The sequence below is a fragment of the Bacillus thuringiensis genome, from assembly GCF_001455345.1.
GTDB lineage: Bacteria > Bacillota > Bacilli > Bacillales > Bacillaceae_G > Bacillus_A > Bacillus_A thuringiensis_N.
The window spans coordinates 1,998,851-2,022,838 of sequence record NZ_CP013274.1; the positions used below are offsets into that span (position 1 = coordinate 1,998,851).

Below are 23,988 nucleotides of genomic sequence, written 5' to 3' on the forward strand. Positions count from 1 at the left end.
AAATGATTTGATCGCTTCTATCAGTAAAATTTGCAAAATTCTAAATTGTTTTACGAGTGATGAGCCTGTGCTAGGTAATTCGGAAATAGCGGAAAAGCTAAATATGAATGCAAGTACGGTTCACCATCTTGTTCGTACGTTGTGTGCAGAAGGAATGCTCATACAAGATGAGCAAAGAAAATATAGATTAGGTTGGAAATTGTTAGAGTGGGGAAATCAAGTCATGTTTCAGCAAGAGATTTATAGTGGAGCGATTCCACTTGTTGAAGAGCTTGTAAGAAATTTTAGTGGCACCGTGCACATCGGTATGTTTGATCGTGGTGATGTTGTATTTATATTGAAAGTTTCATCAAAGGAGTCCGTTCAAATTTCAACACATGTTGGATCAAGAGAACCTGCGTATTGTACAAGCACAGGGAAAGTATTGCTTTCATTTCATTCATCTCCCTTAGAATATACTTCAGAAAAAGGGCTTTTACCGAAAGCGCCTAATACAATTACTTGCGTCAAACAATTCCAGACAGAGTTACAGAAGATTCGTAAACAAGGTTATTCAATTAGTGATAACGAAAATGAGCATGGTCTTTATGGGATTGCAGCTCCTATTCGATCTTATACTGGGAGAACCATTGCGGCGCTTAATATTGTTGGACCTATATCGTATATGCAAGGAAGTAACCGTGAAATCATAATTCAAAGTGTAATGAATACGGCAAATTTGATTTCCAAGGAATTTGGTTATTTGGAAATTTAACTTTAGAAGAAAAGAGATGAGTATCATTTATATACATGAGCAGTGTATACCTGAATTAACGAAATCTATTGTTTCAATTGGAGCATTTGATGGTGTGCATAAAGGTCATCAAGCTGTAATTAAAAATGCGGTTGAGAAGACAAAAGCATTAAAGATAACAAATGTTGTGTATACATTTGATCCACCACCACGCTCATATTTTCAAGGTGCGCAAGTATTAACGCCTATTGATGAGAAGGTGAAACGTATTCAAAATCTTGGTGTTGAACATGTGATTGTAATTCAGTTTGATGAGTCTTATTTAACAAAAAGCGCGAGTTGCTTTATTCAAGATATAAAAAGGTTAAGCCCTGTAGAAATTTTTATTGGTCAAGATTTTAGGTTTGGAAAAAATCGTGAGGGAAATATTGAGCTGCTAAGAGAACACTTCAACATTTCTATAGTGAAAGATGTTTGCTGTGATGAAGGTGAGCGAATATCTTCAACGAGAATTAGAGATTATGTCTACCATGGGGATTTGCAAAAGTCTAGCTCTTTACTCGGTTGGTCTTTTTAAAACGATATAAATGAAAAGGAATCATGAGGAGGAAATAATATGTCTAAAACATTGCAATCTTTTAATTTACTAAAATGGATTGATGAGAATAAGGAGTTATTGAAGCCACCAGTAAATAACAAAGTTATTTGGCAAGATTCAGAGTTTATCGCCATGATATTAGGTGGTCCAAATAGAAGACGTGATTTCCACGTAGATCCTTCAGATGAATTTTTCTATCAAATTAAAGGTGAATGTTATGTGGAATGTATTACAGAGGAAGGTAAGCGGGAAGTCGTCACAGTAAAAGAAGGGGATGTATTTATGCTACCAGCTATGGTGCCGCATTCACCACATCGCGTCGCTAACACATATGGGCTCGTAATTGAAAGAAAACGTAGCCAAGGAGAACTTGAGGATTTCGTTTGGTTCTGTGACGAGTGTAATCATGAAATGCATCGTGTACGTGTCCAATTAAATGATATTGAAAAACAAGTAAAAGAAGCGATTCATAGTTTTAATTCAAATAAAGAAATTCGAGCATGTAAAAACTGCGGTCATATTATGCCAGAGGAAGTGGAGGAATGGAAGTGCGAATAGATTTTCATACACATATTATTCCTGAAACTTTTCCAGATTTTGAAGAGAAGTTTGGTGGCGGTCGTTGGCCGATATTAAATCGGACTTGTACATGTGGTGCAAGTATTATGGTTGGAGGTAAAAATTTTCGTGACGTGACAGACCAAGTATGGTGTCCTAAGAAAAGAATTGAAGATATGGATCGTGAAGGTGTTGATATTCAAGTTTTATCGCCAATCCCAGTTACATTTTCATATTGGGCAAAACCAGAGGAAGCTGAAAGTATGGCACGTATTCAAAATGATTTTATTGCAGAAACAGTTTTAGCATATCCAGATCGTTTTGTAGGGTTAGGAACGGTTCCGATGCAAGATGGAGAAACTGCAATTCGTGAAATGGAGCGTTGCATAACGGAATTAAATTTACATGGTATTGAAATTGGTACAAATGTAAATGGTAAAAATTTAGATGACCCATCGTTTATTGAATTCTTTCGAATGGCTGAAAAATGGCAAGTTCCAATTTTTATTCATCCATGGGAGACATTAGGGCGGGATAGAATGCCACATCATAATTTTATGTACACAGTAGGGATGCCGAGTGAAACGGCACTTGCGGCAGCTACATTAATATGGAGTGGGATAATGGAGAAGTTTCCACGGCTAAAGGTTTGTTTTGCGCATGGCGGCGGATCTTTCCCATATATTTTGCCAAGGTTAGATCAAGGCTGGAAAGTATGGCCGCATTTACGATTGACTACGCATCCTCCTAGTTATTATGCAAAGAAATTTTATTTTGATTCTTTAAATTATGATCCTATTAATTTGAAATATATGATTGAAAGATTTGGGCATGAAAAGATTTTCATGGGTTCAGATTATCCGTTTTTATTGCGAGAAGTTGACCCGGGAAAGGTGATTGATGAAACAGCCAGTTTATCAGAGGAACAAAAGGCAGCGATGCTTGGGGGAAATGCTGCGGAATTTTTAAATATTGATATAAAAAAACGAGGTGTAGCATATGCAGAGAGTACAAACACCTGAGGATAAACTAAGTGAATTGGGAATTACACTACCAGCTATTCGCCCAGCAGTTGGAAATTATGTTAGTTGTGTAAGAGTAGGTAACTTACTATTTACTGCTGGACAAGGTGTAGATGAGTATCACGGGAAATTAGGAAAAGATATTTCCATTGATGAAGGATATAAAGCGGCAAGGCAATCGATGTTGAATTTGTTAAGTGTTGTGAGAAATGAACTAGGTGATTTAAATAAGGTAAAACGAATTGTAAAAATACTTGGTTTTGTAAATAGTACAGAAGATTTTATTAATCAGCCAAAAGTAATGAACGGGGCATCGGATGTATTAGTAGATATTTTTGGAGAAAAAGGAAAACATGCTCGTTCTGCAGTCGGTATGGCTCAGTTACCTAATAATACAACAATTGAAATTGAGATGGTTTTAGAAATTGAGGAATAGGAGGTAAAGAAGATGAACAAAGAATTATTAGCTGACAAACTAAAAGTGAAAGATGCGAAATTGTTTATTGATGGACAATACGTGGATTCTGTATGTGGTGAAACGTTTGATACATTCAATCCAGCGACGAATAGAAAGCTTGCATCTATTGCAAAGGCAAATGAAGAGGACACCAAAAGAGCAATTGATGTGGCAGAACGTACATTTAAAAGCGGCATTTGGAGTAAAATGCCTGTGGAAGAGCGATCGAATATTTTATGCAAAATGTCGGATTTGATTATGGAAAGAGTGGAGGAACTAGCTTATATAGAAACTCTGGATGTTGGAAAACCGATTAAAGAAAGTAAAGGATTCGATATACCACGTTCGGCTCATAATTTTCGCTTCTTTGCTGAAATGGCTAAATATATGGTGCACGAGCACTATGACAAACATAATTTTATGTCATATGCAAAGTATGCTCCTGCGGGAGTGACAAGTTTAATCATTCCTTGGAATTTGCCATTCATGCAAATGACGTGGAAAGCATCAGCGGCACTTGCTTCTGGTAATACTGTTGTTGTCAAACCGGCCTCTTATACTCCGTTAAGTGCAGTTATGCTTGGTGAAATTGCAAATGATGCAGGACTACCACCAGGTGTACTTAATATTATTACAGGTCCAGGAAATACTGTCGGGACAAAAATGACAACACATCCAGCTATTAGAAGAATTTCATTTGTTGGAGAAAGTAATACAGGCAAGACAATTATGCGTAATGCATCAGAGAACTTAATACCTGTTTCATTAGAATTAGGAGGTAAATCAGCAAATATCGTATTTGAAGATGCGGATTTAGATGAAGCAGTACAAGGCTCAATTGAAGCTATTTATCGGAATCAAGGAGAAATTTGTTTAGCTGGTTCAAGATTACTTGTGCAAGAAAGTGTATATGAACAGTTTTTAGAGAAATTTGTAGCGGCTGTAAAAAGAATAAAAGTTGGAGATCCTCTTTCTGAAGATACAGATATGGGAGCGCTTGTATCCAAATCTCATTTAGAAACAGTTGATAGTTATGTAGAAATAGGAATTTCAGAAGGGGCAAAATTAGCCTATGGTGGAAAAAGAGTAGAGAGTCTAGTAGAAGGAAACTTTTATGAACCTACTATTCTATATGATGTTGATAACAGTATGCGTGTAGCACAGGAAGAGATATTTGGTCCAGTTCTAGTTGTTATTCCATTTAAAACGGAGGAGGATGCAATTCGCATTGCGAATGATTCCATTTATGGACTAGCTGGAGTTGTTTGGACAAATGATCTTAGACGAGCGCAACGGGTGGTTTCACAAATTGATTCAGGTTTACTATGGATTAATTGTTGGTATGTCCGAGATTTACGTACTCCATTTGGAGGTTCGAAGGCAAGTGGAATTGGTAGAGAAGGTGGACGTCATAGTTTCGAATTTTATACGGAGGCTAAGACGGTAACGATGAAATTATAAGGATAATATTTTAACTTAACATACAAAAAAGCTCCCATCGAATGTTTATGAAAATAAGTAGATGGGTGGGGGCTAGTTACACTGTAAAGGATTGAGGATATATAAATTAGAAAAATGGGGTGAGAGCAATTGTTAATTAAAGAATTAGCTGATGAACTATTACAGGCTGAAGATTCACGTATAGGGATACCTCCTTTTACTGAAAGATATGCTAATTTATCTGTTGAGGATGCTTATAATATTCAGCTTGAAGTAGTAGAAAGAAAGCTGGAGAACGGGCGTTATGTAATCGGAAAGAAAGTTGGACTTACGAGTGTTGCGATGCAGCAGATGCTTGGGGTAAATGAACCAGATTATGGACATTTGTTAGATGACATGAAGATAGAAAATGGGAGTACAATCTCAATTAGTTCTTTTGTATCTCCGAAAATAGAAGCGGAAATAGGATTTGTTTTAGAGAAGGATTTAAAAGGGCCTAATATTACATACATTGATGTACTGATGGCAACAAAGTATGTTGTACCTACACTTGAAATAATTGACAGTCGTATTGCTGACTGGAAAATTAAATTGGTCGATACAGTAGCGGATAATGGCTCGTCAGCAAAAGTTGTAATTGGTAATACATTCTCTAGCATTGATAAAGTAGATTTACGTACAACTGGAATGACACTTTATAAAAATAATAGTTTAATTGCAACGGGTGCTGGCGCGGCCGCATTAGGGCATCCTGCACAAGCTATTGCTTGGTTAGCTAATAAACTACATGAATTTAATATTGGATTAAAAGCAGGAGAGTTAATTTTACCAGGTGCGTTATCTGGTGCAGTCTCAGTGAATAGTAAAGATAGCATTCAAGCTGACTTCGGTTCACTCGGATCGGTTTCTGTTACATTCATATAGGTTAAAGTATTACGAAAAGGGGGGATAGGTGTGCAGAAAGTAAAGGCGGCTATAATTGGGTCAGGTAATATTGGTACGGATTTAATGTATAAATTAAGAAAAAGTGGAGTCATAGAGCTCAATGCCATGATTGGAATAGATTCAGAATCGGATGGTTTAAAGAGAGCGAAAGAAGCCGGATACGAGGTTTTTGATAATGGAATACAAGCAATTATTGATAATCCAAGCTTAGCTGATATTGTATTTGATGCAACCTCAGCTAAATCACATAGTTATCATGCGAAAATGTTAGAAGAGCTTGGGAAAATAGTAATTGACTTAACTCCCGCTGCATATGGGCCATTTGTTTGTCCTGCTATTCGAAATAATGATTTTTTAGATAAGCAAAACGTTAATATGATTACGTGCGGGGGACAAGCAACGATCCCGATTGTTCATGCTATTAATGAGGTGGCAAATGTTACATATGCAGAGATAGTTGCTACAATTTCCAGTTTAAGTGCAGGACCAGGTACAAGGGCAAATATCGATGAATTTACAATTACGACAAAGCGTGGAATTGAAGAAATTGGCGGAGCTGACAAGGGGAAGGCGATAATTATTTTAAACCCTGCAGAGCCACCTATATTAATGAGAGATACAGTATATTGTGAAGTTAAGGATATGGATGAAGTTTCTATCCGTGAAACAATTCATAAGATGGTTGAAGGAGTTAGGACGTATGTTCCCGGTTACTCTTTGAAACAAGAGCCAATGTTTGCTGGTAATCGTGTAACTGTATTTTTAGAAGTTGAAGGAGCTGGAGATTATTTTCCTCCTTATGCCGGTAATTTAGATATTATGACAGCGGCGGCATTAAAAGTGGGTGAAGAATTTGCAACGAAAATCATTTCGGAGAAGAAAAGAGGTGTAATGAATGAGGCGAAATAGTGAAAGGCCAGTGAAAATAACGGAAGTTTGTTTACGTGATGGAAGTCATGTAATGAAACATCAATTTACAAAAGAACAAGTTCGATCTGTAACAAAGGCGTTAGACGAGGCTGGTATGCATTATATCGAAGTGAGTCATGGAGATGGTTTAGGTGGTTCTACCTTACAATATGGAAAGTCATTAGTTAATGAAATGAAGCTCATTGAAGCCGCGGTAGATGAGTGCAAGCAAGCTAAAGTAGCTGTCTTGTTAATTCCTGGTATTGGAACGATTCATGAATTAAAGCAAGCTGCAAGTATTGGTGCGAAACTTGTTCGTGTAGCAACCCATGTAACAGAGGCGGATGTTTCAGCTCAACATATTCATTTTGCCCGAGAATTAGGTATGGAAGTGTGTGGTTTTTTAATGATGGCTCATTCTGCACCGGTTGAAAAATTAGTAGAACAAGCAAAACTTATGGAGGAGTATGGTGCTGAAGCAGTTTATGTGACTGACTCAGCTGGTGCTTTATTACCGCACGAAGTACGTGAGCGTATTCGTGCATTACGTCAATCTTTGAATATAGAAATCGGTTTCCATGGCCATAATAACCTTTCAGTTGCAGTAGCGAATACAGTCACTGCAATTGAGGAAGGCGCGACACGTATTGACGGAAGTGTACGGTGTCTTGGAGCAGGAGCTGGAAATGCTCAAACAGAAGTATTGCTCGCTGTTTTGGATCGTATGGGATATAAGTTAGATGTAGATTTATATAAGATGATGGACTTAGCTGAGGAGGTTGTTGCTCCTTTATTGCCAGTACCACAAGAAATTCGAAAAGGAAGTCTTGTAATGGGATATGCTGGTGTATACTCTAGCTTTTTATTGCATGCTGAAAGAGCGGCAAGACGCTTTAATGTAGACGCCCGTGATATTTTAATAGAACTTGGAAGAAGAAAAGTAGTTGGTGGACAAGAGGATATGATTTTAGATGTAGCGGCAGAATTAACAAAGATAAAAACGGGGGTGTAAATGATGGCTTTAGTGAAAGGGGCAGATTTAGAAATTGTGGAGTATTTACTTCAGGCTGAAAAAGGAAGGAAAGAAGTAGTAAAAGTAACGGATAAGCACCCTGATTTAACAGTAGAGGATGCTTATAAATTGCAAAAATGTTTAATTGAACAAAAAATGAGTGAAGGTTCTAAAAGAGTTGGTGTGAAACTTGGATTAACGAGTAAGGCAAAACAACAAATGATGGGGATTAATGAAGCGATTTACGGATATTTGTTGGACGATATGCTAGCGTTCGAATGGGAGCCATTGCAATACGAAACGTTGATTCATCCGAAAGTAGAGCCAGAGATTGCTTTTTTAATAGGGGATGATTTACAGGGAACGAATGTGACAGCTGAGGATGTATTAAAGGCAACGAAATATGTTGCGCCAGCCTTAGAGGTTATTGATAGTAGATATTTAAATTTTAAATTTACATTACCTGATGTAATAGCAGATAATTGTTCATCTTCGAAATTTTTGTTAGGAAGTAAATGGATTGATGTTAAAGATATAGATTTAGCTAATATCGGGATGGTTATGTCGAAGAATGGTAAGGTTGCTACGACTGGGACAGGAGCAGCTGTGCTGGGACATCCAGCAGAGGCAATCGCTTGGGCGGTAAATAAACTTGGTTTGCAAAATGAAGGATTTAAAAAAGGTGATATTGTATTAAGTGGTGCATTATCTGAAGCGGTTGCATTTAAAGCAGGAGATTCCATAACTGCACAATTTGATGATTTAGGAAGTGTAGCGATGTTTTGTGAATAAATAGTAAAGCGAGAGATAAAAATGCCCATTATACAAATTCAAATAATAGAAGGTAGAAAGCACGAGCAAATTCAAAATCTAATATTTGATGTTACAGAAGTAGTCGCGAAAAACTTGGATGTAGATGTTGGACGAGTCCGTGTTTTAGTGAATGAAATCCCAAGTTCGCATTGGGGAGTAGGAGGAAAGTCTAAAGAGTGTTTAAAAGAAATTTAGTTAGTAATAAAAGCAATTTTCATTCTCTTATGGATGGGGGTTGCTTTTATTATTTTGAAAAGTTTTAATAATATGTTAAAATTTAGTCTTGGTTTTAAGGAGAAAAGGGGGAATAAACATGCAAATACTACTAATACGCCACGGAGAATCAGAAGCTGATATTTTAAACGTACATGAAGGACGAGCTGACTTTGAATTAACAGAAAAGGGAAGACAGCAAGTGCAAAGGCTTGTACAGAAAGTGAAAGCAGATTTCCCGCCAGATTTCATTTGGGCAAGTACATTAAAACGTGCTCGCGAAACTGGTGAAACATTAGCAGAAGGAATTGGATGCCCAATTCAATTAGAAGAGGAATTAATGGAGTTTAATAATGGGGTACAAGCTGGCTTATCTTTTGAAGAAGCAAAGAAATATCCAGAACCAAAGTTTCTTCATGATCGTTTTGAAAACGGAGAATCATTTATTGAATTTAGAATGAGAATAGAAGGAATCTTTTCTAAAATTGTGACAGAGAATACATATGACCGAATTGCAATTGTTGCACATGGTGGTGTAATAAATAGTATTTTACGTGCGTTTTTCAAAATGCCAATTTCGATGGACTATTATTTTAAAATGGGAGATACGGGAATAAGCTTAATTGAAATTGATGGTGAACAAAAAACAGTACATTTCATTAATGATATAAATCATTTGGACGGGATATAAAGACCTATGTACAAAGTAGTATTTTTTGATGTTGACGGCACTCTTTTAAGCGAAATTGATAGAAGTATGCACGAAAGTACAAAGGAAGCGATACTAAGATTAATAGAAAAAGGGATTCATGTAGTTGTTACAACAGGGAGACCGTATAGTTTATGCTCGCAGTTTAAAGAACTAGGCATAAATACGTTTATTTCTGCGAATGGTGCCCATATAAAATGTGGTGAAAAAGTTATATATAAATCAGTACTTTCAAGTGAAATCGTTCATGATATCTCGGAATTTGCTGAATTACATGGTCACGGTATTTCTTATTTTACAGAGGATTTTGTAATGAACGGAATAGCCTCAGATAACGAACAAGTAATTCAAGCGCTTAGCGAGACCTTAAATTTAGGAAAGTATCCAGAAAAAAGCTGGGGTTTGTCAGAAGAAATCTATTGTTTATGTCTGTATGCAGATGAAATAGAAGCTCAAAAATTTCTTGAAAGATATCCAACGCTTACGTTTGAACGTTTTCATGGTTATGTTATGAATGTATTGGAAGATAGTAAAGTATCGAAGTTAACTGCAATTCAAAAAGTATTGGAGCACCTGGAAATTTGTAAATCAGAAGCCATTGCTTTTGGTGATGGTGGAAATGATATTGAGATGTTGTATTATGTAGGATTAGGGATTGCGATGGAGAATGGTGGAGAAGAGTTAAAGAAAAAAGCTGATTTCGTTACAAAAAAATCAAGTGAAGGCGGTATTTTATTTGCCTTAGAGAAGTTTCATATCGTCTAACATACCTTTAGTGAAATAAAGGTATGTTAGGATCTTTAATGTGCTCGCACAATAAAATATGTATTTGTCCACGATGATGATAAAAATGTGCAACAATTTCAAGCAACCATTCAAAACGCGAATAAGAAATACCCCAATAGGCAGTCATAACTTCTGCTAATTCTTCTTGGGAATAGGAAAGAAATGTTTTAGAGAGAAGATTGTATCCTTCAATCATTATTTGTTGCATGTACGCAATTGTTTTTGGTGTATGTTGTAAATAAAAGGTACGTAACTCTTTTTCCGTACTACCATTTAAAATGAGTAAATCTGCATGGCAAATAAGAGAAAGATGTGCACACATTTCAAATAGAGATCGCTTTGCGTGAATGGGCGGTATTTTTAAATCGGCTTCATTATATTGGTTAAGCATTTGAATAGAAGTATCAACAGCAACTTGTAGTTGATGCAAGGCAGGTTGAACAAACATTGTAATTCTCCTCATCTCCGTATATAATAGTTTCTTAAGAGTATTATATCATACTCAAAATTCCGAAAATTCTAGTAGTTTGACTAGCATATTGAAAAGTATTATATTGTAAAAGGTCATATGAAACGTGAAATAGAATGGAATGCAATTATTGAGTTAGGAGTTATACCAATGAGTTTGAAATATGGAAGAGATACAATTATTGAAGTTGACTTAAATGCAGTAAAACATAATGTAAAAGAATTTAAAAAACGTGTGAATGATGAAAATATTGCAATGATGGCTGCTGTAAAAGCAAATGGGTATGGCCACGGGGCAGTTGAAGTTGCGAAAGCTGCTATTGAAGCGGGAATAAACCAGCTTGCAGTTGCATTTGTAGATGAAGCGATAGAGTTAAGAGAAGCAGGAATTAACGTGCCGATTTTAATTTTAGGTTATACATCAGTAGCAGCTGCGGAAGAGGCAATTCAATATGACGTTATGATGACTGTTTATAGAAGTGAAGATTTACAAGGTATAAATGAAATCGCAAACCGTCTTCAAAAGAAAGCACAAATTCAGGTGAAAATTGATACAGGAATGAGTCGTATCGGTTTACAAGAAGAAGAGGTTAAACCATTTTTAGAAGAATTAAACCGTATGGAGTATGTAGAGGTAGTAGGAATGTTTACACATTACTCTACGGCAGATGAAATTGATAAATCATATACGAATATGCAAACAAGTTTATTTGAGAAAGCTGTCAATGCAGCAAAAGAATTAGGAATTCATATTCCATATATTCATAGTTCAAATAGTGCAGGCTCAATGGAGCTTAGCAATACATTTCAAAATATGGTCCGTGTAGGTATTGGAATATACGGAATGTATCCTTCAAAAGAGGTAGATCATGCAGTCGTTTCTTTACAACCTGCGTTGTCGTTAAAATCAAAGGTAGCTCATATTAAACATGCGAAGAAGAATCGCGGTGTAAGTTATGGGAATACGTATGTAACGACTGGTGAAGAATGGATTGCAACTGTACCGATTGGTTATGCTGATGGCTATAATCGTCAGTTATCTAATAAAGGGCATGCATTAATAAATGGAGTTCGAGTACCTGTTATTGGCCGTGTTTGTATGGATCAGCTCATGTTAGACGTTTCAAAAGCAATGCCAGTACAAGTTGGGGACGAAGTAGTATTCTACGGTAAACAAGGCGAAGAAGAAATTGCGGTAGAAGAAGTAGCGGATATGTTAGGTACAATTAACTATGAAGTTACATGTATGTTAGACAGAAGAATCCCGCGAGTTTATAAAGAAAATAATGAAACGACTGCTGTCGTAAATATACTAAGAAAAAACTGAATCGATATGATTCAGTTTTTTTATTTTTGACAAATGAAAAATGCTCTATTTGTACCGTGTAGTTGAATATTCTTAAAACCAACGGATTTCAACAAAGATATTATTTCTTCATTGGAATAACAAGCTTCTTCAAAAGTAAAGTCACTTCTTTTCCAATTATTATCTATGTCATGTTGAAATAGTATAAAGTTCATTTCTGCTTTTTTATTTTCGTTATCATATGTAGAATCAATCGTACATACATATTCTTCCGCTGAAATATGAAATGAAGCAATCCATTTTTCAAGAAAACCTTTCTCCATATTCATATCAAATGCAAAAGTACCTCCATCATATAATGCTAAATAAACATGATGAAAAGTATCTTTGAGCTCATCTAATGTTAGTATATGATTTAAACTATCACCTGCTGAGATGACATAGTGGAAAGGCTCATCTACTTTAAAAAAGCGTGCATCGCCGACGATAAAGGATGCATCTGGCGCATTATGAAGTGCGTGTTCGATCATTTTTGCAGAACCGTCTATACCAGTTACTATAAAATTATGATCAAGTAGTTTCCTAGTAAGATGACCAGTCCCGCAGCAAAGATCTAATATACGCGAGTGGGGAGGAGCGTCTTGTAAAACGAATTTATGATAGGCTGGATAGGAGTGTTCAGCAAAATGTCCCCAATGTTTATTATAAATGGATGCGAAAATATCATAATCAGAATAAATTAGTTTGTTAGACATATGTATTCACCTCAAAATTCATTAAACTATAATAGTCATGCTTCGTTTTTATTTCAAAACCACATTGTGTATATAGTTTTAAAGCGTGGTTATTTTTCGTTTCGACGTCCAATTCAATTGTTGAAATTCCTTTTGTAATAAGGGTATGTACCATATAACTAAGAATATCTTTGCCGTATCCTTTCCCTTGATAAGAAGGATGAACGGCGAATCCTGATAGTGTAGTAGATTGTTCTTGCTCAGAAACTGTAATCGTTCCTATCACTTTTTCATCGATAAGAGCACAGTAAACTTGATGAGAAGGGGAATTCATCATCTTTTGTAACCATGTAGCGGTATTTTTTGCTGAATCTCCAAAAGCTTGACTGGAAATTTCAATAAGATCAAGAAGTGATTCTGAAGATGCAAGAGTAAGGTGTATAGTATTCTTTGTTGATTTTTGCACTTCTTTTACTTTGAACTCCATACTATATTCACTATATAAATAAGGTAACTTCATATGCTTTGCAAATTCTTTCCCGGAAATAGAATCACCATTCATAATAAGAAGAGCTTCATCGGCCTCTCTTATTCGTAGTTCTTTCATTGCGGTTTGTAAAAGAGTGGTACCTATATGTTGTTTCCTATGTTTCGGATGAACAAACCCTATTAACTCTAGTTTTGTCGGTCTTTCAAAGTCATACATACTTAATGCACCGACTAATTTGGTATCTTCATACAATAGAAAATCATTTATTCCTTCTTTATTACGAGCAGTTAAAAAGTTTACATGTAAATCTGACGAATAATCAATTTGATCGTATTGCCCGCAAATATGAGCTAAATCTTTCATTTGCTGAATTTCGTTTGCTGTTAAAGATTGTTTTTGTTCAATATTCATTTCATAATCCCTCTCATTCGTATTTAAAAATAGGCTGGATGACTTAGCCATTTTTCCAATTCCACACTTCCTTGAACAGATAACAGTCGGTACAAATAACGGTAAGGCTGTCTACACTTTTCAAGTTGAGGAATAGACATAATTGTTTCGTAACCACGTTTAAAGGCATGAGCTTCTTTTTCAGTAAGTACATATTCTAGTCCGATAAAATCAAACTCTCGAGGAGCAACAGCGTAAGCTTCTGTATCTACTAAACCTGTAATAGTTGAACCATCTGATAAAAACTGAGTAGGGTCCATATCGATTAAAACGAGCGTAGATTCCTTTGGTGCTGGTAAAGAAGAGAGTTGCGACTCAAAAATATGAAATGAGTTACGGATGCTCATGTTATCTGAATAAAACCTATTTACAAGATCTTTACTGACATTTAAAAAGTGTGATTGGAATTCGTTTAGTTTAATTTGGAATGAGCCTGACACATTTCCTATGTAATCGACTTTAAATTTATGTATTTCTGCAAGCCCTTTTCCGAGACTGAATAAAATAGAATCTGGTTGCCCGATAAAAGATTGAACTGTGTTACCTATTAACTTATCGACCATAACGAATTCACGGCCATTTAAAATATGTTTTTCTAATATTGTTGGTATGGGTAGATTCGTATGTTCTTGCAGCAATGTATGTACAGTTTCTAAATGATGGACGTTCCTTGGATCAATTCCAAATAGGTTTTTACATCCCCACCAAAAATCATTATTTGGCTCATCATTCATTTTAGAAGAACGAACGATGACTTCTGCATCTTCTGTTCGGACGAGAAACACATCGCTTGCATGGTCTTCATAACCTGGGTGTAAATTTTGAACAGATAAAATAGGTGAAGTAAATAGTTGTTGTAGCATAAAGGTGCTCCCTTTTCTGTAAATTCTATAAATTAAGTATATAACATATCTTAGGTAAGAGTAATAGTTTTCAATTTCACATAAAAATCGCCAAAAAGGTGGAAAATGGGTTTATATAAATCAATTTCTTTGTATTTAAGAAAAAAATTAGTTATGATAATACTAAGAAAATATATAAGTTTTGGGGGTAATGAATGAAGAAGATATTTGAATACGTATTATTAACAATTGGCTCAATTATTGTAGCGGGTTCATTAGAACTTATTTTAGCACCTAACGGATTAGTAGATGGCGGGGTAACGGCCATTGCTATTATGGCGAATAAAGTTGCCGGATTGCCGCTTTATGGAGTGTTCTTAGGAATTAATATCCCGATTTTATTATTTACTGCAAAAGTAATGGGAAAGAAGTTCTTTATTCGTACATCCTATGCAAATGTTGTTACAACACTCGGATTGATTTATTTAAAACCATTTCCAGCAATTACAACTTCTGAATTGTTAATTGTTCTATATGGAGGAGTCCTATTTGGTGTTGGTGTAGGGATTGTAGTAAAAATGGGCGGAGCAATTGATGGATCAGAAATGTTAGCTGTTTGGATGAATAAACATTTTAAAGTGCCGATTAGTACATTTTTACTTGCTGTAAATGCAGTTATTTTTATCTTTGTTGCCATTTTATTTTCAATTGAACAAGCGATGTTCTCATTAGCAATTTTCTATATTGTTACGAAGATGATTGATTTCATATTAGATGGCATTAATCAAGGAAAGAGCGTTATGATTATTTCTGGTAAAAATAAAGAAATAGGCGATCTACTTATGAAAGAATTGCAATTATCCGTTACGTATCTACATGGAGAAGGTGGTTTTTTAGGAGAACATAAGAGAATCATTTATTGTATTACAAACCGTTTCATTTATCCGAAAATGAAAGATCTCGTTCTCTCTGTAGATCCAACTGCTATAATTGAAGCGTCTTATTCAACAGAAACAACTGGTGTCAAACGTCCGGGAAGGGCAGCGAGATCGGAAAAATAGTGAATGAAAATAGCTCCACGTAAGTATAACTTATGTGGAGCTATTTTTATTTAGGGAACCACGCTTTTTTCAGTAATTTGACAACAGTTTCGATACAATCCTCTGGAATACTGCCAAAACCGAGCAGTACATATGACTCCTCCCTCAAATTATGAATAGAATCATATGTGGAGAGAGGGTATAACTTAATGCGTTCTTTTGCAGCTGTATGAATAAGTTCTTGTTCATTCATCCCGTTATAAACGTGGAGTACAATATGAAGTCCGGATTGTTCACCGAGTATATGTACGTTATTTCCCATTTCGTTTGTAATAGATTTAATTAAAGTAATATGTTTTCTTTTATATAACGTACGACTTCGGTTAATATGACGTTCCCAATCCCCATTTTGAATAAAGGTAGTGAAGGTGAGTTGTTGCATCGTAGAAACCGTTTGTTTATACATACCACCAAGTTCTTTATAGGTTTTTAGCAGATAAGGTGGTAAAACGATATATCCCATTCGTAAAGAAGGTAAAAAAGATTTTGAGAAAGTTCCCATATAAATAACACGCTCATTTGAATCTAGCCCTTGTAAAGAAGGAATAGGTTTTCCTATATAGCGAAATTCCCCGTCGTAATCATCTTCAATAATATAACCATTGCAATCATGCGCCCATTTTAATAACTCGAGTCTTCTAGATAACGGCATAATGATTCCCAGTGGAAATTGGTGAGATGGAGTGACATATGCCACATTGGAACCCGATTCACGTAAAGCAGAAATATGAATCCCTTTATCATCTAAAGGGATAGGGTGAACAGGAAGGCCAGAGCTTTGAATCACAGCAGGTATACGGTGGAATCCAGGATTTTCGATTCCATATTCTTTTTTTGAACCAAGTAATTGAAGTAGTAGCCAAAGAAGAGGCTGCGTACCTGCTCCGATAATAATTTGATCAGGTGAAGAATGTACCCCGCGAGCATGATATAAATACTTTGAAATATGTTCTCGTAGAACGAGCTCACCTTGGGGATCTTCTTTAGCGAATAATTCGTTTTCATATTGAAATAAAGTTTCGTGTAATGCTCTTTTCCAGTTTGTTATTGGAAAAGATTTTTGATCAACAAGTCCTTGGCTACAATCATAATCATATTGTTCTTTTTCTTTATTGTTAGCACTGTTTGACGCAATTTGCTGTTTCTTTTGAATGACATCAATATCAACTTCTGCAACAAAAATTCCGCGTTTCGGTTTGCTTTCTACATAACCTTCAGCTAGTAATTGTTGATAAGCGGATTCAACTGTAATACGGCTTACATTAAGTTGCATAGCTAAATTTCTGTGAGAAGGAAGGCGTGTACCAGCATGTAGTGATCCATGAGAGATTTCTCGTTTCATATATTCGTAAATTTGTAAGTAAATAGGTGTTTTACTTCGTAACACTAATGGAATATTCAGATCCATTTGTAGACGCTCCTTTTTATACTGGCCTTATAAAAAAGAATAGAACTGTCACTTAAGTTAAGGGCAGTCACTTTTTATAATGATGATATAACATTTAGAAAATTTTGTAAATAGTAAGGGGCGAATCATAATGAATGTTAAAGCAGTAGTAACAGAAGCGGATTTACACGATGTATTTCCCGTATTACAACAATTACGAACGAAGCTTTCAAGAGAAGAAGCAAGTTCTTTATTTCAAAAAATGAAAGAAGAAAATTATAAACTATTTTCGCTACGTAATGAAGAGGATGAAGTTGTTAGTCTAGCTGGTGTAGCGATTTGTACGAATTTTTATAATGAGAAACATGTTTTTGTGTATGACCTTGTAACTGCGGGAGCTCATAGATCAAAAGGTTATGGTAAGGTTCTGCTGTCATATGTAGAAAAATGGGGGAAAGAAAAAGGATGCAATTCTATCGTTCTTACATCTGCGTTTCCAAGAATTGATGCACATCGTTTTTATGAAAGAGAGGGGTTTGATAAGGTAAGCTATTCTTTTTATAAAGAGTTATAATACTAAGTAGGTTCCGTGTGTAAAAATATATGGAACCTATTTTCTTTTTCAGATTTGAGCTAGGGACAGGTCTAGTAATATAATTTGTCGAATATTAGAAATTAACAAGAGAATATAGAGAATGTTAGGAGCGTTTATAGTTGGAAAAAATAAAGAAATTATCCATACCGAATGATGTAAGAGTCATCATTATTTCTGATATTCATGGAGAATTAGATCTTTTTAAGGAATTACTACATAAAGTTAATTTTAAAGATGAAGATTATTTAATTATTAATGGTGATCTTTGTGAGAAAGGGAGAAATAGTATTGGCGTCATAAACTATGTGATGGATCTAGTAGTTAGCAAGCCGAATGTTTATGTAATTGAAGGGAATTGTGAGGTTGTAGTTGAAGCGCTTGTAAATGAAAATCCTGCGTTAATAAATTATTTGTGTACGCGAAAGAATACAATTTTTAATGAATGGCTAGCGCAATTGAATGTTATCATTAATGAAGAAAGTGATATTTGTGAAGTGAAAAACATATTGATGAGCCATTTCTCAAAAGAAATAAAGTGGCTAACAGAATTACCAACAGCTATTGAAACTGAGGATTATATCTTTGTACATGCTGGCCTTGAAGATAGAGAGGATTGGAAAGAAACAGAACGAAAAAATGCGATAGCAATGCCGGAGTTTTTCAATCAATCACATAGAGCAAATAAGTATGTAGTTGTCGGGCATTGGCCTGTTGTAAACTACTCTGTTGAAGCTCCATCTAACAATCCAGTTATTGATAAGGAGAAAAAGATTATTGCAATTGACGGTGGAAATGCGATTAAAGAGGCAGGGCAATTAAATGCATTTATCATACAGAGGACAATTGCAGGTGATGCGTTTTCTTATACATATGTAGATTATTTTCCAGAGTATGAAGTAATAGCAGATTTTCTTGCCGATGCAACAATGCAGGGTGGGGTTACCTATCCACATTATTACATAGAGCCGATGGAGAAGATGCAAGATTACACAATATGCAAGCAAAAGGAAACGAATACATTACTTTATGTGAAAGATGAATACATTAGGCAACTTGATTCAGGTGAATACACAGTGAAAACCGATATTTCTTGTGCGCAAATAAGCGTAAGAAAAGGTGAAATTGTTTCTCTTATTGATGGTAACTGCTCAGGCTATGATTTAATTAAAAAAGATGGAGTAGAAGGTTGGATAGAGAAAGGGATTTTAGTTGAGATAGAAAAGACGAAAAAGAAAATATTTAGCTGAAATAGGAGGGATGTAACCTCCTATTTTTTATTAACTAAGTAATGGTGATGTACCTTATAACAAAATTATACAATATAATAAATGATATTGGTTTTGATTTTTCTGAAAAAATATTATAATTATATATGAAATAAAGAGGATTGTAGGAGGGAATTATGCAAAACGTAATATTAAAAGGGGATAAAGTTACAATTCGTACAATTGAAGAATCAGATATAAAACCATTATGGAATCTCGTATTTAAAGAAGAAAATCCAGAATGGAAAAAATGGGACGCACCTTATTTTCCATTTTCGATGCAAGAATATATGCCTTATAAAGAGAAGATGCAAACCCGTTTAAAAGAAGAACCTCTATCCAATTTGATCATAGAAAATAACGGTCAAATTATAGGGACGGTCGGATTTTATTGGGAGCATAAACCGACGCGTTGGTTGGAGATGGGAATTGTCATTTATAATCCAACTTACTGGAATGGTGGCTACGGTACAGAAGCTTTAACTCTATATCGAGATTTACTATTTGAAAAGATGGAGATTGGTAGAGTAGGGCTCACGACTTGGTCTGGTAATGAACGAATGATGAAAGTGGCTGAGAAAATAGGAATGACTTTAGAAGGTAGAATGCGCAACTGCCGTTATTATAACGGAACGTACTATGATTCTATTCGAATGGGAATAATTCGTGAAGAATGGGAAGCGCTATGTGTAACAAAGGGGTGAAGAAGTATGTACGCTATTATTGCTACATTTGATCGTGTGTTTACTAATAAAATTACAGAATTGCAAAATGAATTAACAAATATCATTGGCACAAATCAATTAGCCGGAGTAGAACCTCATATTACGTTAGCTGATTACAATGAGTTAGATGTTCATTTATACACGGAGAAGTTAGGGGAGTTTGTAGCTGTTCAAGAAAATACGGCCCCAGTAACTTTTCTTTCTGTTGGAGTTTTTCCTACTAATGGAACGGTCTTTCTAGCACCGACTGTTACTGATGAATTGTTAAAACTTCATCATTCTTATCATGATTATTTTAAAACTTTTCATGATAACCCGAATTCATATTACGTACCGGAAAAGTGGGTTCCGCATTGTACGATTGCAAATAGGTTACATACAAATCAGTTTTTACGTGTAATGGAATATATATATGGAAAATTTGATTTTGCAACAGCTTCAATTGAAAAATTAAAATTAATTAAGGTGAATTATGAAAATGGTTCTGCCATTTCTTCTAGTATATTAGCAGAATATAATTTAAAGAGAATGGAGACATCGAGATGACTTATGTAATTAGAGAAATGAAGCAAGAAGATATTCACGCCGTACAATCAGTAGCGAAAATAGCTTGGCATGATACATACGAAGGTATTATTCCTAGAGAGATTCAAGACAGCTTTTTAGACGAGGCCTATTCTGACGAAAAAATGAAATATCGTCTTGAAAATACACATTTATTCGTTGCGGAAGAAGAGGGAGAAGTAATTGGCTTTGCGAATTTCTCACCCGTTAGACTACAAAACGAAGCGGAATTAGGAGCAATTTATTTGTTGCCAGATCAGCAAGGGAAAGGGATAGGGAGTGCTTTATTACAAAAAGGGCTAACGGTATTAAAAGGAATTCGGAAACTATACATTCATGTAGAAGCAGCGAATGAAAAAGGAAAACGTTTTTATGAAGCGAAAGGTTTTGCGCAATTAGAGGAATTTGAAGAAGATTTTGAAGGTCATATGATGCAGACAGTAAGGATGGTTTTATACGTATAAGGAGGACTAGAAGTGAAGATTTTTGATTTTAGTGAAAAAGCAGGAAAGCAAATCACAGCATTTCAATCTAATTTCATAATGTCTAAAATAGTAAATCATCAAGGGAATATACATATCGGTGCTATGCATTTAAAAGAGAATGGAATAATTGGATATCATGAAGCAGTTGTATCGCAACTGCTTCTTATTGTGGACGGCGAAGGATATGTATGCGGAGCAGATAAAGAAAAAGTGAAGGTGGAAGTGGGACAAGCTGTGTTTTGGGAGAAGGGCGAATTTCATGAGACGTGTACGGAAAATGGGTTGATAGCAATTGTGATTGAGTCGGAGGACCTTGAGGATGGAGTCTTATTGAAAGAAGTGGGAAAGTTTGATGATTAAGGTGAGTCAGGATGGGGTTAGTATGCGCAAAGTTACCCAAATTGTAATATGTACTTCAGCAGTGCTATTAATTACACTAGCTATGATAAATGGAGAAACATGGAAAGGTAAAATTGTTATTTCGCTAGCTGTTCTTATATTTACTGGGGTTTCACTAGTATGGAACTCATTTGTTATAAATCTTATGGAGAAATTCAATAGAAAAAGGATTAAATAAATACGACCTTTCAAGCGAATAAGAACGATATATTTAATAACAGTACCTATTATCGCTTTACTTTCATTATTTTTTCCGCAGCCAGTAGAAGATCTTATGCTTACTTACTTTTTTGTACTTGTTTTTGGCGGATTAGCAATTGGATTTACATATATAATGGACTTTATTGAAAAAACAAAAGATAAAAGGGAATGACAATGAAGCTTTGATAAGTGGGAACAGTAGTAAGGCCCAAAGGTGTAGATTTGTAAAATTCGAGAAGATGGGTAAGGAGTAGTTAGGTGATGAAGATTCCAAAAATAGTAATGATTATAGGAGTTGTAATTGCAATCATTGTTGGATTAATGGGTCCATATTCAATTAAGGAAAAGGTAATATATACATTTAGTATGGTTTTTTTTGGGACAATGGGGTTAGGTGGAATTACTTTATTGGATTATATTAGCAGGAGGATAAATAAATGAAACTTGGATTAATGAATATTTCTATAGAAGGAAAATTAGACGAGCATTTTGTAGACAGCCAAACTAGCAATAGAAGTTATGGGTAATAAGTAAGAAGTTGAATGAAATCTTTTCTTATATTAGATTTCACTCTAGTTATAGGAGACCATGGGTTATGTCGTAGGCGATACCATTAAGTTTGAGGATTAAGAGAGGGGCGTATGAATATGCGACCATTAAAGGCTGGGAAATATATTACATATGTTGGAGTTGTGATACTCCTTATATTTTCTATGTTATTGCCATATAGCCTACCTAAAAAGATTGCTCTTATTATTTTTGTTTTAATTTTAGGGGCCATTTCCTTGAGGGCGAATAAAGTGGTAGGACGAATACATAACAAATTTAAACAATAATAAAGTTTGAAAAAGGATAGGGATAATTCGATATTAATTAGGGAAAGAAACGGGATTATACGTTAGAGAGGGTTATGGGATAGGTGGTACCATTAAAATTGGAGATTAAGAGAGGAGCATATTAATATGCAACCATTTAAGACTGGAAAATATATTACATATGTTGCAATTGCTATATTTCTTGTAGTCGCTATAATGTCTCCTTATGAATTACCTAAAAAGATTGGCTTTATTATAGGTGTTCTTATTTTAGGAGCATGTGCACTTGGGACTAACAAATTTTATGAACGAATGTATAGTAAATTTAAACATAAATAAGATTAATACAATAGGGAGAAATCATCATGATAATAATATCTATTAAGAGCAATTTTGAGGGGGTAACCCATAAAGGTTTCGGAGGAGGTTTGTTCTTGAGACCTGAAAAAAAGGAGTAAGCACACATGTTTAAACAAGGACGTATTTTGATGTATATTTTTACCATGGTGTTATTTTTTTCTTCATTCTTTTTTCCACAGTCAATGGGAAAAAGGTTTTTAACAGCTATTGCAGCATTAATTATTGGTGGAATAGGTATTGGAATTTCCTATCTATTAGAAATTTTGAGTAACAAGTCGAAGAATATATCTAAAAAGAATGGAGAATGACGATGAAGCTTTTCCCGATAGGTTCAGTTGTAAAGCTAAAAGATTTAAACTAACCTGTTATGGTTATTGGAAGAATGATCATTTCAGCAGATAAACGTGATTTTGATTATGTAGGTGTTCCTTATCCAGTGGGCTATCTAGGTGATGAAAAAGTATTATGTTTTAATCATGATAAGATTGTAGAGGAAATGCATAGAGGATATATGACTGAGAGTGAATTAGTCCTACGTGAGAAATTAGTAGAATTGTAAAGTGGTTGGAAAATACATATAGATTTTAAAAATACGAAAGAGGAAACAAAATGGGAAAGATAATGAGAACTCTTGTAATCATAGGTATACTTATTCCTCCGGTACTACTGTGGAGTGTACCTGATATCCCTCTAAATGATAAACTGCTGATTACAGGTTTACAACTAACTGTAGGATTCACCACAGTAGTAGTATTAGAGATTATATTTAAAAATCGAAAAAAGAAAAGGGCAAAATAGAGATAGATTGTATGGAATCACAGTTGAAAATATGTAACATGTATGACTAATAGTTTTAATTAGGAGGTGGTCTACTAGTTGCCTCTTTTAATGTTACTCTCATGGTAATGGAGGGTTCATTTTTTCTTTGGAAGAGAGGAGCAAATTTATGATTATTATTGGCACAATGGTACTTGTTATTGCAGGGTGGTTTTTCCCATTTAATTTATGGCAGAAACTATTTTTCAGTATTGGTATGATTGGTATTGGGATGTTGGCATATGGAAGTTAAGTATTATTTAATCGTTTAGCTACAAAAATTACAAATAGAGGTAAATAAACACCTAGGAATTTTGTATTGATTGGAAAATGATAATAATAAACTTTCCATAAGAGTTGGAGAGTCTTACTATAATTAGTAAGTAGGGAATAGTCTCTTATGGTTATGGTGGAGGTTTTTCGTTTGAATTTGAGAAAGAAGAGTGATTATAGAATGCGAAAATTTTCGAAAATAATGATATGTATTGGTGCGTTAATAATGATTATGCTAGGTATGATTGTACATGATACGTGGAAGGATAGAATCTATTTTTCTTTAGCAGTACTGTTTGTCACTGCACTTTCTTTATTATGGAATATAGTTGTTCAAAATCTCATGGGAAAAATCAATAAAAAAGGAGAATAAATAACTATGAAAATTTTTCTAATTGGAACAGTTATTAAAATAGAGGATATAGAACACCTAATTATGATAATTGGAAGATAGGTAAAAATAAAATAAGCCATCCGTTTGGACAGCTCATTTACATAATTCTCGTTATTGGAAGTGA

General features: G+C 34.9%; 36 protein-coding genes. 31 read left to right on the forward strand and 5 right to left on the reverse strand.

What is annotated here, in order from left to right; translation table 11 throughout:
• Positions 1 to 7 precede the first annotated feature (7 nt).
• From ATN06_RS10470 to ATN06_RS10530, 13 genes are all read left to right on the forward strand, one after another.
• Positions 8 to 754 carry an IclR family transcriptional regulator gene (locus ATN06_RS10470; protein WP_060630578.1) on the forward strand — a complete coding sequence of 249 codons (747 nt, stop codon included), beginning with the start codon at positions 8 to 10 and terminating at the stop codon, positions 752 to 754.
• 16 nt (positions 755 to 770) lie between these two features.
• Entirely contained in the window at positions 771 to 1,310 is a 540-nt protein-coding gene (locus tag ATN06_RS10475; protein ID WP_060630579.1) for an FAD synthetase family protein, read from the forward strand.
• Between the two features lie 39 nt (positions 1,311 to 1,349).
• Positions 1,350 to 1,889: a 3-hydroxyanthranilate 3,4-dioxygenase gene (gene nbaC / locus ATN06_RS10480; RefSeq protein ID WP_048552176.1), complete on the forward strand. Its 540-nt coding sequence runs from the start codon at positions 1,350 to 1,352 to the stop codon at positions 1,887 to 1,889.
• On the forward strand, positions 1,874 to 2,911 hold the full coding sequence (locus ATN06_RS10485) for an amidohydrolase family protein (protein ID WP_000453803.1): 1,038 nt from the start codon (positions 1,874 to 1,876) through the stop codon (positions 2,909 to 2,911). Before nbaC ends, ATN06_RS10485 begins: the two co-directional genes overlap by 16 nt.
• Positions 2,889 to 3,347, forward strand: a complete 459-nt coding sequence (locus ATN06_RS10490; RefSeq protein WP_001190048.1) for a RidA family protein — start codon at positions 2,889 to 2,891, stop codon at positions 3,345 to 3,347. The genes ATN06_RS10485 and ATN06_RS10490 overlap by 23 nt, the downstream gene beginning before the upstream one ends.
• A gap of 12 nt (positions 3,348 to 3,359) precedes the next feature.
• Positions 3,360 to 4,829: an aldehyde dehydrogenase gene (locus tag ATN06_RS10495; RefSeq protein WP_060630580.1), complete on the forward strand. Its 1,470-nt coding sequence runs from the start codon at positions 3,360 to 3,362 to the stop codon at positions 4,827 to 4,829.
• Positions 4,830 to 4,958: 129 nt separating this feature from the next.
• Positions 4,959 to 5,732: a 2-keto-4-pentenoate hydratase gene (locus ATN06_RS10500; RefSeq protein ID WP_000905635.1), complete on the forward strand. Its 774-nt coding sequence runs from the start codon at positions 4,959 to 4,961 to the stop codon at positions 5,730 to 5,732.
• Between the two features lie 30 nt (positions 5,733 to 5,762).
• On the forward strand, positions 5,763 to 6,662 hold the full coding sequence (locus tag ATN06_RS10505) for an acetaldehyde dehydrogenase (acetylating) (protein ID WP_060630581.1): 900 nt from the start codon (positions 5,763 to 5,765) through the stop codon (positions 6,660 to 6,662).
• The gene (gene dmpG, locus ATN06_RS10510; RefSeq protein WP_001254085.1) at positions 6,649 to 7,674 is read left to right on the forward strand and encodes a 4-hydroxy-2-oxovalerate aldolase; all 1,026 of its coding nucleotides are present in this window, start codon (positions 6,649 to 6,651) and stop codon (positions 7,672 to 7,674) included. The genes ATN06_RS10505 and dmpG overlap by 14 nt, the downstream gene beginning before the upstream one ends.
• 3 nt (positions 7,675 to 7,677) lie before the next feature.
• Positions 7,678 to 8,466, forward strand: coding sequence for a 2-keto-4-pentenoate hydratase (locus ATN06_RS10515; protein ID WP_002007507.1), 789 nt, complete (start codon positions 7,678 to 7,680; stop codon positions 8,464 to 8,466).
• A 21-nt stretch (positions 8,467 to 8,487) separates the two neighbouring features.
• Entirely contained in the window at positions 8,488 to 8,682 is a 195-nt protein-coding gene (locus ATN06_RS10520) for a 4-oxalocrotonate tautomerase (RefSeq protein ID WP_001121635.1), read from the forward strand.
• Positions 8,683 to 8,800: 118 nt separating this feature from the next.
• A complete protein-coding gene (locus ATN06_RS10525; RefSeq protein WP_060630582.1) occupies positions 8,801 to 9,391 on the forward strand; it encodes a histidine phosphatase family protein in 591 nt (196 codons plus the stop codon).
• A 6-nt stretch (positions 9,392 to 9,397) separates the two neighbouring features.
• A complete protein-coding gene (locus ATN06_RS10530) occupies positions 9,398 to 10,174 on the forward strand; it encodes a Cof-type HAD-IIB family hydrolase (protein WP_060630583.1) in 777 nt (258 codons plus the stop codon).
• 7 nt (positions 10,175 to 10,181) lie between these two features.
• Here ATN06_RS10530 and ATN06_RS10535 read toward each other — a convergent pair whose 3' ends face one another.
• Positions 10,182 to 10,643: a DinB family protein gene (locus ATN06_RS10535; protein WP_060630584.1), complete on the reverse strand. Its 462-nt coding sequence runs from the start codon at positions 10,641 to 10,643 to the stop codon at positions 10,182 to 10,184.
• 171 nt (positions 10,644 to 10,814) lie between these two features.
• Here ATN06_RS10535 and alr point away from each other — a divergent pair, with 171 nt between their 5' ends.
• Entirely contained in the window at positions 10,815 to 11,990 is a 1,176-nt protein-coding gene (gene alr, locus ATN06_RS10540) for an alanine racemase (RefSeq protein ID WP_060633121.1), read from the forward strand.
• A gap of 20 nt (positions 11,991 to 12,010) precedes the next feature.
• Here the strand turns inward: alr and ATN06_RS10545 are convergent, their stop codons facing one another.
• From ATN06_RS10545 to ATN06_RS10555, 3 genes are read right to left on the reverse strand one after another with little or no spacing between them, the layout of a single operon-like run.
• A complete protein-coding gene (locus ATN06_RS10545) occupies positions 12,011 to 12,724 on the reverse strand; it encodes a class I SAM-dependent methyltransferase (RefSeq protein ID WP_060630585.1) in 714 nt (237 codons plus the stop codon).
• Positions 12,717 to 13,604 carry a GNAT family N-acetyltransferase gene (locus tag ATN06_RS10550; protein WP_060630586.1) on the reverse strand — a complete coding sequence of 296 codons (888 nt, stop codon included), beginning with the start codon at positions 13,602 to 13,604 and terminating at the stop codon, positions 12,717 to 12,719. Before ATN06_RS10550 ends, ATN06_RS10545 begins: the two co-directional genes overlap by 8 nt.
• Before the next feature lie 23 nt (positions 13,605 to 13,627).
• On the reverse strand, positions 13,628 to 14,506 hold the full coding sequence (locus ATN06_RS10555) for a hypothetical protein (protein ID WP_060630587.1): 879 nt from the start codon (positions 14,504 to 14,506) through the stop codon (positions 13,628 to 13,630).
• A gap of 194 nt (positions 14,507 to 14,700) precedes the next feature.
• Here ATN06_RS10555 and ATN06_RS10560 point away from each other — a divergent pair, with 194 nt between their 5' ends.
• Positions 14,701 to 15,546: a YitT family protein gene (locus ATN06_RS10560; protein ID WP_060630588.1), complete on the forward strand. Its 846-nt coding sequence runs from the start codon at positions 14,701 to 14,703 to the stop codon at positions 15,544 to 15,546.
• 46 nt (positions 15,547 to 15,592) lie between these two features.
• Here ATN06_RS10560 and ATN06_RS10565 read toward each other — a convergent pair whose 3' ends face one another.
• Entirely contained in the window at positions 15,593 to 16,993 is a 1,401-nt protein-coding gene (locus ATN06_RS10565) for a MocR-like pyridoxine biosynthesis transcription factor PdxR (protein WP_060630589.1), read from the reverse strand.
• A 130-nt stretch (positions 16,994 to 17,123) separates the two neighbouring features.
• Between ATN06_RS10565 and ATN06_RS10570 the strand changes: the two genes are divergently transcribed.
• The 16 genes from ATN06_RS10570 to ATN06_RS10645 all read left to right on the forward strand — a co-directional run bounded on the left by ATN06_RS10570 (position 17,124) and on the right by ATN06_RS10645 (position 23,843).
• Positions 17,124 to 17,546, forward strand: coding sequence for a GNAT family N-acetyltransferase (locus ATN06_RS10570; protein WP_060630590.1), 423 nt, complete (start codon positions 17,124 to 17,126; stop codon positions 17,544 to 17,546).
• 140 nt (positions 17,547 to 17,686) lie between these two features.
• Positions 17,687 to 18,814: a metallophosphoesterase gene (locus ATN06_RS10575; RefSeq protein WP_060630591.1), complete on the forward strand. Its 1,128-nt coding sequence runs from the start codon at positions 17,687 to 17,689 to the stop codon at positions 18,812 to 18,814.
• A 155-nt stretch (positions 18,815 to 18,969) separates the two neighbouring features.
• Positions 18,970 to 19,536 carry a GNAT family N-acetyltransferase gene (locus ATN06_RS10580; RefSeq protein WP_060630592.1) on the forward strand — a complete coding sequence of 189 codons (567 nt, stop codon included), beginning with the start codon at positions 18,970 to 18,972 and terminating at the stop codon, positions 19,534 to 19,536.
• Positions 19,537 to 19,542: 6 nt separating this feature from the next.
• Positions 19,543 to 20,103: a 2'-5' RNA ligase family protein gene (locus tag ATN06_RS10585; RefSeq protein ID WP_060630593.1), complete on the forward strand. Its 561-nt coding sequence runs from the start codon at positions 19,543 to 19,545 to the stop codon at positions 20,101 to 20,103.
• Complete coding sequence (locus tag ATN06_RS10590) at positions 20,100 to 20,585, forward strand: GNAT family N-acetyltransferase (protein ID WP_060630594.1); 486 nt, start codon at positions 20,100 to 20,102, stop codon at positions 20,583 to 20,585. The genes ATN06_RS10585 and ATN06_RS10590 overlap by 4 nt, the downstream gene beginning before the upstream one ends.
• Positions 20,586 to 20,597: 12 nt before the next feature.
• Complete coding sequence (locus ATN06_RS10595; RefSeq protein WP_060630595.1) at positions 20,598 to 20,966, forward strand: cupin domain-containing protein; 369 nt, start codon at positions 20,598 to 20,600, stop codon at positions 20,964 to 20,966.
• Between the two features lie 22 nt (positions 20,967 to 20,988).
• A complete protein-coding gene (locus ATN06_RS10600) occupies positions 20,989 to 21,183 on the forward strand; it encodes a hypothetical protein (protein WP_060633122.1) in 195 nt (64 codons plus the stop codon).
• Positions 21,184 to 21,378, forward strand: a complete 195-nt coding sequence (locus ATN06_RS10605) for a hypothetical protein (RefSeq protein ID WP_060630596.1) — start codon at positions 21,184 to 21,186, stop codon at positions 21,376 to 21,378.
• Positions 21,379 to 21,467: 89 nt separating this feature from the next.
• Positions 21,468 to 21,647, forward strand: a complete 180-nt coding sequence (locus tag ATN06_RS10610) for a hypothetical protein (RefSeq protein ID WP_060630597.1) — start codon at positions 21,468 to 21,470, stop codon at positions 21,645 to 21,647.
• A 206-nt stretch (positions 21,648 to 21,853) separates the two neighbouring features.
• Positions 21,854 to 22,042 carry a hypothetical protein gene (locus tag ATN06_RS29390; protein ID WP_060630598.1) on the forward strand — a complete coding sequence of 63 codons (189 nt, stop codon included), beginning with the start codon at positions 21,854 to 21,856 and terminating at the stop codon, positions 22,040 to 22,042.
• Between the two features lie 126 nt (positions 22,043 to 22,168).
• A complete protein-coding gene (locus ATN06_RS10620; RefSeq protein WP_060630599.1) occupies positions 22,169 to 22,360 on the forward strand; it encodes a hypothetical protein in 192 nt (63 codons plus the stop codon).
• Between the two features lie 125 nt (positions 22,361 to 22,485).
• The gene (locus tag ATN06_RS10625; protein ID WP_060630600.1) at positions 22,486 to 22,689 is read left to right on the forward strand and encodes a hypothetical protein; all 204 of its coding nucleotides are present in this window, start codon (positions 22,486 to 22,488) and stop codon (positions 22,687 to 22,689) included.
• A 59-nt stretch (positions 22,690 to 22,748) separates the two neighbouring features.
• Positions 22,749 to 22,940 (forward strand): DUF4176 domain-containing protein, encoded by a 192-nt coding sequence (locus ATN06_RS10630; RefSeq protein WP_060630601.1) that lies wholly within the window; start codon positions 22,749 to 22,751, stop codon positions 22,938 to 22,940.
• Positions 22,941 to 22,990: 50 nt separating this feature from the next.
• Complete coding sequence (locus tag ATN06_RS10635) at positions 22,991 to 23,179, forward strand: hypothetical protein (protein ID WP_060630602.1); 189 nt, start codon at positions 22,991 to 22,993, stop codon at positions 23,177 to 23,179.
• Positions 23,180 to 23,327: 148 nt separating this feature from the next.
• The gene (locus ATN06_RS29585) at positions 23,328 to 23,450 is read left to right on the forward strand and encodes a hypothetical protein (RefSeq protein WP_254904403.1); all 123 of its coding nucleotides are present in this window, start codon (positions 23,328 to 23,330) and stop codon (positions 23,448 to 23,450) included.
• 171 nt (positions 23,451 to 23,621) lie between these two features.
• A complete protein-coding gene (locus tag ATN06_RS10645; protein ID WP_234415829.1) occupies positions 23,622 to 23,843 on the forward strand; it encodes a hypothetical protein in 222 nt (73 codons plus the stop codon).
• Positions 23,844 to 23,988: the final 145 nt, after the last annotated feature.